This is a genomic window from Lentisphaerota bacterium, from assembly GCA_016873675.1.
Lineage (GTDB): Bacteria > Verrucomicrobiota > Kiritimatiellia > RFP12 > JAAYNR01 > VGWG01.
In genome coordinates, this window is sequence record VGWG01000091.1 from 1 (window position 1) to 10440 (window position 10440).

General features: G+C 63.6%; 9 protein-coding genes. 4 read left to right on the forward strand and 5 right to left on the reverse strand.

The window, feature by feature from the left end; all coding sequences use genetic code 11:
* The coding region (locus tag FJ222_10080; GenBank protein MBM4164769.1) for an ABC transporter permease at window positions 1-697 on the reverse strand (697 nt) is incomplete at its 3' end.
* 36 nt (window positions 698-733) lie between these two features.
* Window positions 734-1426, reverse strand: a complete 693-nt coding sequence (locus tag FJ222_10085) for a hypothetical protein (GenBank protein MBM4164770.1) — start codon at window positions 1424-1426, stop codon at window positions 734-736.
* Between the two features lie 374 nt (window positions 1427-1800).
* Between FJ222_10085 and FJ222_10090 the strand changes: the two genes are divergently transcribed.
* Window positions 1801-3534: a hypothetical protein gene (locus FJ222_10090; protein MBM4164771.1), complete on the forward strand. Its 1734-nt coding sequence runs from the start codon at window positions 1801-1803 to the stop codon at window positions 3532-3534.
* Window positions 3527-4453, forward strand: a complete 927-nt coding sequence (rfbD, locus tag FJ222_10095; protein ID MBM4164772.1) for a dTDP-4-dehydrorhamnose reductase — start codon at window positions 3527-3529, stop codon at window positions 4451-4453. The genes FJ222_10090 and rfbD overlap by 8 nt, the downstream gene beginning before the upstream one ends.
* Before the next feature lie 23 nt (window positions 4454-4476).
* On the opposite strand, the gene FJ222_10100 is transcribed toward rfbD, so the two are convergent.
* The 3 genes from FJ222_10100 to FJ222_10110 are packed head-to-tail and all read right to left on the reverse strand — an operon-like array spanning window position 4477 to window position 8037.
* Window positions 4477-6297 carry a hypothetical protein gene (locus FJ222_10100; protein ID MBM4164773.1) on the reverse strand — a complete coding sequence of 607 codons (1821 nt, stop codon included), beginning with the start codon at window positions 6295-6297 and terminating at the stop codon, window positions 4477-4479.
* Window positions 6294-6848, reverse strand: a complete 555-nt coding sequence (locus tag FJ222_10105) for a class I SAM-dependent methyltransferase (protein MBM4164774.1) — start codon at window positions 6846-6848, stop codon at window positions 6294-6296. Before FJ222_10105 ends, FJ222_10100 begins: the two co-directional genes overlap by 4 nt.
* Before the next feature lie 4 nt (window positions 6849-6852).
* A complete protein-coding gene (locus FJ222_10110) occupies window positions 6853-8037 on the reverse strand; it encodes a glycosyltransferase family 2 protein (protein MBM4164775.1) in 1185 nt (394 codons plus the stop codon).
* 416 nt (window positions 8038-8453) lie between these two features.
* Between FJ222_10110 and FJ222_10115 the strand changes: the two genes are divergently transcribed.
* Window positions 8454-9731: an adenylosuccinate synthase gene (locus FJ222_10115; GenBank protein MBM4164776.1), complete on the forward strand. Its 1278-nt coding sequence runs from the start codon at window positions 8454-8456 to the stop codon at window positions 9729-9731.
* 9 nt (window positions 9732-9740) lie between these two features.
* On the forward strand, window positions 9741-10440 hold a 700-nt coding region (gene uppS / locus FJ222_10120), incomplete at its 3' end, for a di-trans,poly-cis-decaprenylcistransferase (GenBank protein MBM4164777.1).

A 10440-nucleotide genomic window follows, 5' to 3' on the forward strand; every position in this document is an offset into this window, starting at 1 on the left:
TCTTCATCATCAGGGTAAGCACCGCGAAACTCCCCGCCATGTAGCAGATGACCGGCAGGGTCATGTGCCACGCATGGTCGCGGAGGCGGCTCCAGAAGGTGAGGGTGTCGGCATCGGCGGAGGCAAATCCGCCGAGAGGAAAGAGGTTCCACAAGCCGTCCACCGTGCCGCAAAGCGCCGTCCGCAGCAGCATCGCAAGGGCGAACGAGGGCAGGGCGTAACCGATGAAGACCGCCACGCTTGAGGCGGCGTCAAAGCGGGTGCCGTGGCGCAGCGCCTTGGCGATGCCGAGCGGGATGCAGACGAGATACGAGAGCACGAAACCGGTGATGCCGAACCAGAGGGAAACGGGAAAGCGTGAGGCGATCAGATCCCAGGCCGTGCGGTTGGGAAAATCGTAGGAGGTCATCCGCAGGCCCATCCGGTCGCGCACGAGCCAGTTGACGTATTGGGTGAGGAACGGCTGGTCGAAACCAAACTTGGCGTTGAGCGTGCGCCGCTGGTCCTCCGTGATCGACGCTCCGGGCCGCGCTTCGGCGGCTGTGTTCGAATCGCCGATACCGCGCATGCGCAGCAGGCGCATCTCCACAGGGCCGCCGGGGAGCACACGGGTGAGTGCGAAGCACACCAACGTGATTCCGATGAACGTCGGAACGGCCAGAATCAGCCGCCTGAGAAGGTAGAACAGACGATTCATGCGGGAACGAGAAAAAGGGCGACAGGTCGATCCGCCCTATTCGGTCTTAAGGTACGTGCAGACGAATTTGACTTTGCCGGTATGCCGGGCCTTGGCCATCTTCTTCTTGATGTCCGCGCGGCGTTCATCAAGCAACTCGACCGGGATGGATTTCAGGCCGAACCCCCAGTCACACATGTCATCAAAGGTTCGCTCCATGAACACGTACCCCTTCTGTCCCATGCGGAGGTTGAGATATTGGGTGAAGATGAAGATTTTCTTCCCCGCTTCCAGCGGTTCCACAACGGACAGGAATTCCTCATGCACAGTCTCGCCCTTGGTCGCCACCAGCTTGATTCGCCCCTCGAAGGCTGAGATTGTCTTATCCGAGATGTTTTGGATCTCCGTGCTAAACCATCCCGAGTCCTGCTCGTCGTCGTAGTGATAATAGGCGTTGTGAATCTTGATGATCCGTTTCGTCGGGATGTCGGTGGTTTTCTTCGCCTCCGCAGCATGCCTCTGCCAGAAGACCATCCCGCCGGCAGCGAGGGCACACACCAGCCCGACGATCACCAGCCCCGTCTTGCGGCTGGTCCGGAAGCATTGGACGCACGCCAGCAGGGCACCCAGCGCGGCAATGCCCACGGCAATCTCGCCCAGCGTGGCGACACGCGCAGTCTGCTTGCCGAACATCACAAAGCTCGCGAGCGCGAGCGCGATCAATCCGGCAAGTACGGCCAAGAGATTCATCTGTGCGATCCTTTCGGTGTTCCGGCATGCAAACCGACGGCCCCCAATGTGCGCGAGGGCGACGGCGTTCTGAGTACCCGCATCACGGTCGGTATATATATATCAGTGCGGGCTGGCGCCGTCAAGTGCGGCAGCAAATCTAATTTTGATTCCATTCTGCCGGTCGAAATCGAAAACGCTATCGGTATCGGGGTCGAATTTCCGCCTTCTTGGTCGATCCCGATTTCGATGACCATCATTAGAATTGCTGCAAGCGCGGGGTTGGCCGCTTGGCCGCGTCTCCGCAAATGTTATTGACCCGGGACCCCTTGAGCCGATAAGCTATGCCCTGTCAATGCGCACATCGGTGCGGTCAGCGGGAACACGGAATGGACATGTCACAAGAAAAAAACGAGCCGATCTCCCTCGATTTGGTTTTTGCCCCCAGTTGGGCGCGCCAGTCACCTGAAGAGCAGCAGAAGCGATATGCGCGGGAATCGCATGACGGCGGCAGTGACGGGCGCGAGAGCCGTGACCGCCGGGGCGATTTCGGTGAGCGCCGTGACCGGCCGGCGCGGCGGGACGAACGCCGCGGCGGTTTCGAGAAGATCGACCGACGCCCCCGCGTCGAACGGCCGCTGCCCCCGCCCAGTAGCGTCCGCGATCCCTTCGTGCGTCCCAAGGGTCCTCCGTCCGTGCGGCCGGCCGAGGTTTCGGATCGCGCCGCGCCGCGCGGCCCGTACGCCCCCCAGCAAGCGCCCGAGCCCGAACCGCTGCCCTTTGAATTGCGCCTGCTCCCCGAACAAAAGGCGTTGGGCGCCATCATCCGGCGCATTCAAACGTCGCATCGCGCCTATCCGCTCCGCGATATCGCGCACCTGTTCCTCGACAATCCCGCTTCCTGCCTGACGCGGATGGAATTGCGCAAGGACCAACCCCCACATGCGAGATTGTTTCAGTGCAAGGTCTGCGGACTCCCGGCGCTGACCGAAGAGGAAATTGGCGCGCATATCGTGGCCTCGCATCTCGATCACTTCTTCGATATTGCTGACATCGAGGGCGATGCGCCTGCCGGTCATTTTACGTGCGTCGCCCGTTGCGGCCTTTCGGGTGTGCTCCTGGGGCCGCCCAATCATCACAGCTATGCGACGAAGGTTCAGGAGCAGTTGCGCTTCCGCTATGCCAACATGTCCCCCGAGGCCTATCAATCCCGGATCGAGATGGTCCGCGATCCGGAGGTGATCGAACAGTGGCGCGAACAGGCCAAGAAGAAGCGGCTCTACCGGCTCAAACAGGTCGTTCCTGCCGAGCGTCCGGCTGCAGCAGAAGGGTCTGTCGATGGGACCGCCGACGGAGCCGCCCCGGCGGAAGGCGCCGAACAGCCCGCCGCCGAGGATGTGGTGACCGCGCCCGCGCTGGAGCGTGACGCCGCCGAGCGGCTGTTGCAGCGCGAGATCGTGCCCAAGCAGATCACGGCGGCCCGTTCGCTGGTCGCCACGGTCGATGTCGTGCGCAAGACGCCCAGCCCGAAAGTCGCCTATGCGCTGCGCGAAGCGCTTTTCAAAGAACAGAAGTTTCCGGCGTCGCTCTTTTTTGCGCTGCGCGGCGCGTTCCGCCATCGCAAGCTCCACATCTTCAAGGCGAATGATCCCCGAGGACCGGATTTCGTCGTGATCACGATACCCGCAGCGCTGGATATCCTGCACGCCACCGAGGATCTGCGCACGATCCTCGGATTCGTGGCTGATCATCCCGGCTCCACCCGCCAGAACGTGTTCGCCGCCGTCGCGACGGCGGATGAGGCGAAACAACAGGCGGCCGCCACCTCGCTCAACTGGCTCATCGAACGCGGCAATCTGATCGAATATTACAACGGCGTGCTCAGCCTGCCGGCCGAGAATCCCGCATTCCGCTACCTGCCGGGAGAGCGGCCGGGCGGCGGCGCGCGCGGCGATACGGGTCCGCGCCGGGATGAGCCGAGGCGGCATCCCGCGCCGCGACCCCAAGCGCCCGCTCCCGTTGTCAAAAAGGAAACGCACGCCCGTGAGGCCGCGCTGCCGAATGCGCCTGTTGCCGACGCGGCGGCTTCGGAGGCCGCCCCGGCTGAGGAAACGCCTGCTGATGAATGAAAGCCGTCCGCGTGCCGAACAGGCGGCGGTGTGGGTGGTCGGCTGCCTGGGGATGCTGGGGCGCGAGCTGAAGGAGATGCTGGTCTCCGCCGGCTTCCCCTGCGTGGGGACAGACCGCGAGTGCGACATGGGCGATGCGTCAGCGCTGCGGACGTTTGCGGCGGGGCGTCGGATCGGATGGATCGTGAACGCCGCCGCCTACACGGCGGTTGACCGGGCGGAGGATGAACCCGATGAGGCGCGGCGTCTCAATGCCCGGGGCGCGGCCAACTGTGCGATGATCGCAACCGCTTGCGGAGCGCGGCTGATCCACCTCTCGACGGACTATGTCTTTGACGGGACGGGGCGCCGACCCTATGCCGAGGATGATCCGGTTTCCCCGATCGGCGTGTATGCGCAGACCAAGGCGGAAGGGGAGCGGCTGGTTCTCGAGGCTTGCCCCGGCGCGATCATTCTGCGAACCGCGTGGCTCTACGGGCGCCACGGCGGCAACTTCGTTCATACGATGCTGCGCCTGATGCGGGAGCGGGACAGCATCCAGGTGGTCGCAGACCAGTTCGGCACGCCCACCCGCGTCAGGTCGCTCTGCGCCGTGATTCTGGCGCTGATCACCCGTTTTTCAGACGCCTCCGGGATCTACCATGTCACCGACGGCGGCGAGACGACCTGGCATGAGTTTGCCTCGGCTATCGCCGAGGAGGGGCGGCGGCTGGGTCTGATCCCGGGCACCTGCCGCATCGAGCCGTGCGCTACCGAGGCGTATCCCACGCGCGCGCGGCGCCCGGCGTATTCGGTCCTATCCAAGGCCAAGATCACCGCGCTGCTCGGCGTTGCGCCAACGCCGTGGCGGGAGGCGTTGGTAGAATACCTGAAGGGGATGCAGGCGACAACGGCAGACTCAATCGCGAAGCAGCCGTGAGCACGCCCCCGTCCAATAACTGCTCACTGCGGGGCAATCGAATAGACCCGCAAGCCCCTGATCGCTCCCCCGGTGACCTCCGGGAGACGGCTTTCCGGAAACGGCCCGGGCGTGAATGCGTCCTCGGCTCCCCACACCAGATAGTAGTCGATGCCGTGCTGCCTCAAGGTCGCCAACAATCTCTCCTCGCTGCCGCTTTCCGCCTTCGTCACACGGCCGAAGTAACGCGCGTTCATGTGGAAGGCGGCGAATAGCACCCGGTCCCAGCAGTCGTTGGAGGCCAGATTGCCGTGTATCTGGAAGTCCTGCGTCAGTCTCGCAGCCAACCGGACATGCTCACGACCTTGGTTGGATTTAGCAATCAGCTCGTTTAACGCCGGCACGGCGCACGTCAGGACCAGCCAGATCGCCAGGAAGCAGGAGAGCGCCTTTCTGCCGCAGGCAAGCGCTTGCAGCGCCAACACAGTCATCAGAATCAGCAGCACCACCACCAGCCATAGGTAGCGGATTTCAACAAAGATCGGCATGTAGCCGCCCGCGAAGATGGCGACCGTGAGCATGAGCGGGAGCGCCCCGGTGGCGAGCGAGTGGATCGGCCGACCCGGAGACTCACACGCCCCGGTCAGCCCCTTCGAATCAGGTTGGATATCACCGTGATGGGCGGAGGAGGCGCCAGACGAGTCGCTGCCCGCGACCGACGATTGACGTGTCGCCAGCCTGCGGCGGCGGAAGAGACCGGCCAGGACAGACCCGCACCAAAACAGCAGCGTTCCTGCCGCAAACGGGAACAGGACGGTGATTTGACGGCTCATCTCCCACAGGTTGCCGCCGACCAATCGAAGTTGGTGTTGGAACATCGCCTGTGACTGCCACGGCCCCCACGTGTTGAGTTTAACCACGGTCGGGTCATCCCAGTAACTCGTGGCGCCGGGACTCGGGGGTGCGAGAAGGGTTTCAAACACCGGGTCCTCGCCGAAGTATTCCGGGCCAACCATGGCGAAGGCGCGTTTCCCCGCCGTGCCAAAGGTGAAGGCGCCGTACGTATGGGTCAGCAATCCGACCCATGGCCCGATGACCGCGATAAAAACCAACAGCCCGAGGGCGAAGTTGCGAAGCACCCCACGACGAGCCTGACCTGCCAGCCCTGGCGGAGTCGGACTGACCGCTGAATAGCCCTTTCCGAGTGAGAGCGTCGAGGTTCCTGAAGAGGCCCGATACAGGTGCATCAGGTTGAGCATGACAAAATGGGCTAGGAAGAACGGCAATGCGTAGCTCTTGGCCAGATAAGCCAACCCGCCGAACAGCCCCGCACCAACTCCGCGGAGCCCATGGTCGCGATACCTCTCCGGCAGCACGAACCCGCAGTACATCGTCAACAGGAACAGCAGCAGGACATCGGGGGTCACCAGGATCATCGAATAGTTCGCCAGGGGCACGGCCAGGCACAGGGCCAGCACGCCGACCGACCATCGGCTGGCGCCGAGTTGCCGGGCAAGCCAGCGGACGGCAAACAGGGTTGCCAGCCCAGCGGCCAGCTCGACCAGTCTGGCCGCCCACAGGGGCTCGGCGCCCAGCGCCAGCGCCGGCACCATCAGCCACGAGAGGAGCGGACCCCAGTAGCCGTTGATCGTCTGGGCGAAGTCACCGGCCAGACATTGCCGGGCGATGGAGACATAGGCGGTCGCGTCTGTGTTGATCCGGCACTCGTAGGCCGTCCGGAAGACCAGACCGAGTGTCACAAAAACCAGCACCGCCAAGGCGAACAGGGCGTCGCCAGAACAGCGCGACTGGCGGTCTGGCACCGCTGGAGCGATACCGTTCCGCATCCCGTGACGCACGGTCACGGCGACACCCTCCTGCGGAACACGAACAGATTGTTGAGCCCCAACTGAAAACGCTGGTGCTTCATCAGGTCCAAGTTGAGGCCCGCGAAAATCGCCGGCGTTTGGCTGGCCGAGAACCCGTGATGTTCCTCCAGGGCGATGCCATCGATCAGACGCAGAAACCGCAGCAGGTCGAGGATCCGGTCCACCAGGGCCGACGGCACGGTGATCACCAGATGACCGCCGGGCTTGAGATGGGCGGCGCACGCACGCGCCAGACGATCAAGCTGATCCGGCGGGATATGCTCGATCACCGCCAGGAGGATGATGGCATCGAACGGCTCATGGTTCGGAAGCGCGTCGGGAAAGGGTCCGCGGATCAGACGGAACCGAGGACGATCAACCGGTTCCATCAGGGCGCTATCCAGCCCCACATACTCACCGAGGCCCGGAATACGGCGGAACAAAACACCGTCGGCGCAGCCAATATCCAAGACGCGGCTGCCCGGTGGCAGATACGGACGCACCTTTGCAATGCGCCTGTTTTGAATAAAACGGTCCAACGCCTTCATGCGTTCAGCCCTTTCGCTGGGTGTTCATTCCCAGCCCCAGCACGCTGAGGAAAAAACTGGACAGGATGGTCTGAATGCCCACGGCGAGGCAGACCCCGGACGGAATTATCACCCGGAGAAGATGGTGTGGGTCCATCTCACCAAAGCGCTGTCGATTCCAGAGCATGAAGCTGTAGGCCGAGCCGGTCAGCCCCATCGCCAGCAACGCCCCGCCGACGGCCAGACCGACCTCAAGGGTGAAATAATCGAAGAGGCGGTCTAGCAACCGGTTTTGCGGAATCAATCCTGAGTTGGCGGCAAAGATTTTGCTGAACGTGGCAAACAAGATCGCTTGGTAGCCGATCAACACCGCGATGCCGGCGAAGAAAAGCGTGTGAACATCCAGCGTCACGCGACCCACCTGGATGGGCCCTCGCAACAAGCTTAGGCCGACCACCAGTCCGGCCAGCATACACGCCGCACCCGGATAAAGGAACAGCCACCGCGGGCTGTAGAGCAGCATGAAACGTAAATGCCGCCAGCCATCGCGCCACGGCCGCAGGTGCGGCGGACGATCACGCCCATCTTTCGCCAGCGTGGCGGGCACCTCGATCATCCGCATGCCGAGAAGCGCGGCCTTGATCACCATTTCAGAGGCGAACTCCATCCCGGTCGTCCGCAGGTCCATCCGCTTGAGGGCCTCCAGCGAGTAGCCGCGGATGCCGCAGTGAAGATCCCGCGCGGCGGTGCGGAAGAACAAGCGGCCGATACCGGACAGCACCGGGTTGCCGATCATCCGGTTCTTCCACGGCATGGCGCCAGGTTGGATGCAGCCGGTGAACCGGTTGCCCATCACCAAGTCGTAGCCTTCGCGCAGTTTTGCCACAAAAGGCATGAGGTTTTCGAAATCGTAGCTGTCGTCGGAATCGCCCATGATGATGAACCGCCCGCGGGCGGAGAGGCTGGCCGCCTGCACGGCCGCCCCATAGCCGCGGATCGGCACGTCAACCACCCGGGCACCCTGGCGTCGGGCAATGTCCTGAGACCCGTCGATTGAGCCGTTGTCACCAATGACGATTTCCCCGCGCACGCCTGAAGTTGCCAGAAACGATTTCGCCTTGCGGATGCAGCGTTCCAGCGTCAACGCCTCGTTCAGGCATGGCATCACGATGGTTAGCTCGACCCCGTCGGTGGACGTTTCGGTGATCATAGTGGTAAGAGGCTTGTGCAAAACCAAAAACGAGTGAAGAGTATTGCACGTTCCCGTAAACTTGTCCAGTAACGCCCCTGTATTATTTTTGCAACTACTTGCACAACAACAATTTAAATTATAATAATCCGGGGTTGTCGAGCGCAGGCAAGTGATGATCGAGCACGTCGGCATCGGCCTGTAGCCGGCCTGCGCTCTGGCTGGCAGGGACATGGGATTGCCAACGGCCGGGTCAACCTTTTTCGCGCCAAGGCCGCCCATTTGGCGGGATACACACCGTTTCTTTACGTGCTGGTCAGACAGACGGGTTTCGTCTACACTGTGCCTTTACGTGCGTCTGCGTAGAAGCGCGGGGTTGTGTTCCGCGCCGGAAAACGGGAGTTCGAAAGCCTTAATGGAAGAAAGAGCGGGGCCATATGCCGAATACGATTTTGGTGGGAGCGCAGTGGGGTGACGAGGGCAAGGGCAAGGTGATCGATGTGCTGACGGATCAAGCCGATCTGGTGGTTCGCTACCAGGGCGGCAGCAACGCGGGGCACACGGTCATCGCGGCAGGCAAGAAGAACGTGCTGCACCTGATCCCGTCGGGCATCCTCCATCCGGGGAAAGTTTGCGTGATCGGTAACGGCGTGGTCGTCGACCCGATCGAGTTGCTTCACGAAATCCGGATGATCGAAGGCCAGGGAATGGTTACGGCGGGCAGGCTGTGGGTGAGCGACCGCGCGCATTTGGCGATGAGCTACCACAAGGCGCTGGACAAGGCGAACGAGGCGAAGCGAGGCCCGGACGGGAAGATCGGTACGACGGGCCGGGGCATCGGGCCGTGTTATGGCGACAAGGTCGGGCGCAACGGGTTGCGCGTCGGCGATATGCTCGCGCCGCAGTTCGCCGCCCTTGTGGCGCAGCGCGTGAACGCGGCTAACGAGACGCTCGTCGCCCTGGGTTCGCCGACGCTCGACGCCGCAGCCGAATGCGAGACCTACCTGACCGTAGCCCGCGCCCTCACCCCCTATATTGCCGATGCCCTCACGCTGGTGAATCAGGCCGACGCGGACGGGAAGAGCATCCTGCTCGAGGGGGCCCAAGGGACGATGCTCGACATTGATTTTGGCACCTACCCCTTTGTCACCTCATCCAACCCGACCGCCGGCGGGGCCTGCATCGGGTCGGGGCTTTCGCCGCGCCGGATCGACCGCGTCGTCGGCGTCATCAAGTGCTACACGACCCGTGTGGGCGAAGGGCCTTTCCCCACCGAGATGAAGGACGCCGCGGGCGAGGATCTGCGCCAGCGCGGCGGGGAGTTCGGCGCCACGACAGGCCGGCCGCGGCGGTGCGGGTGGTTTGACGCCGTGGTCGGCCGCCACGCCGCACGGGTCAACGGCGTCGATTTCTGGGCCTTGACCAAGCTGGATGTGCTCGACACGCTGCCGGTCATCAAAATTGGCGTCGCCTATACGTGCGATGGCAAACGCTATGACACGATCCCCGCCTGTCTGGAGACCTTCGCGCGATGCGAGCCGATCTATGAGGAGATGCCTGGCTGGCTGGAGCCGACCAGCCATATCACCCGCTATGCGGATCTGCCGCTCAAGGCCCGCGCCTATGTGGAGCGTCTGATCGGGCTGTTGGGCGGACGCTTGGGCCTCCTGTCTATCGGGCCGGCCCGCGAGACCACCCTGCGCATGTCGATTTAAAGGCGGATCATGGCCGAGAAACCATCCAAAATCCCGCTCCATGTGGCGTTCATCATGGACGGCAACGGCCGGTGGGCGCAAGCCCGGGGCCTGCCGCGGCTGAAAGGCCACGAGGCGGGCGCGGAGACGGTCCGCCGCGTGATGGGCTGCTGCCGCGACTGGGGCATCCGCTACCTCACGCTCTACGCCTTCAGCACCGAAAACTGGAGCCGACCGGCGCTCGAAGTGGCCGGGCTGATGAAACTGCTGGTCCGGTTCATCAGCCGGAACGAACGCGAACTGCACGAACATCGGGTCCGGCTGCGGGTGATCGGACGCCGGGCCGACCTGCCTGCGGCGGTGGTCCGGGCGATCGCGCGGATCGAGGCCGCGACGGCGGGTTATGAGGCCGGCACGCTGATTCTGGCGCTGAGCTACAGCGGCCGGTCGGAGCTGGCTCAGTCGGCCCGGCGGATCGCCGAGGCGGCGGCGGCGGGCGCGCTCAAGCCCGAGTCGGTCTGCGAGGCGACGGTCGCGGCGCATCTCTATGCGCCGGACATACCCGATCCCGACCTGATCGTCCGCACGAGCGGCGAGTTCCGGCTGAGCAATTTTCTCCTGTGGCAGGCGGCCTACAGCGAGCTGGTGGTCACGCCGGTGCTGTGGCCCGATTTCAGCGCGGACGATTTTCGCGCCGCCCTGGAGGCCTACGCGGAGCGGGATCGGCGCT

Excerpts from the sequence above, each read along its gene's own strand:
- FJ222_10085 (MBM4164770.1), bottom strand. The coding sequence starts at position 1,426 with ATGAATCTCTTGGCCGTACTTGCCGGATTGATCGCGCTCGCGCTCGCG.
- rfbD (MBM4164772.1), top strand. The coding sequence starts at position 3,527 with ATGAATGAAAGCCGTCCGCGTGCCGAACAGGCGGCGGTGTGGGTGGTC.
- FJ222_10090 (MBM4164771.1), top strand. The coding sequence starts at position 1,801 with ATGTCACAAGAAAAAAACGAGCCGATCTCCCTCGATTTGGTTTTTGCC.
- FJ222_10115 (MBM4164776.1), top strand. The coding sequence starts at position 8,454 with ATGCCGAATACGATTTTGGTGGGAGCGCAGTGGGGTGACGAGGGCAAG.
- FJ222_10110 (MBM4164775.1), bottom strand. The coding sequence starts at position 8,037 with ATGATCACCGAAACGTCCACCGACGGGGTCGAGCTAACCATCGTGATG.
- FJ222_10105 (MBM4164774.1), bottom strand. The coding sequence starts at position 6,848 with ATGAAGGCGTTGGACCGTTTTATTCAAAACAGGCGCATTGCAAAGGTG.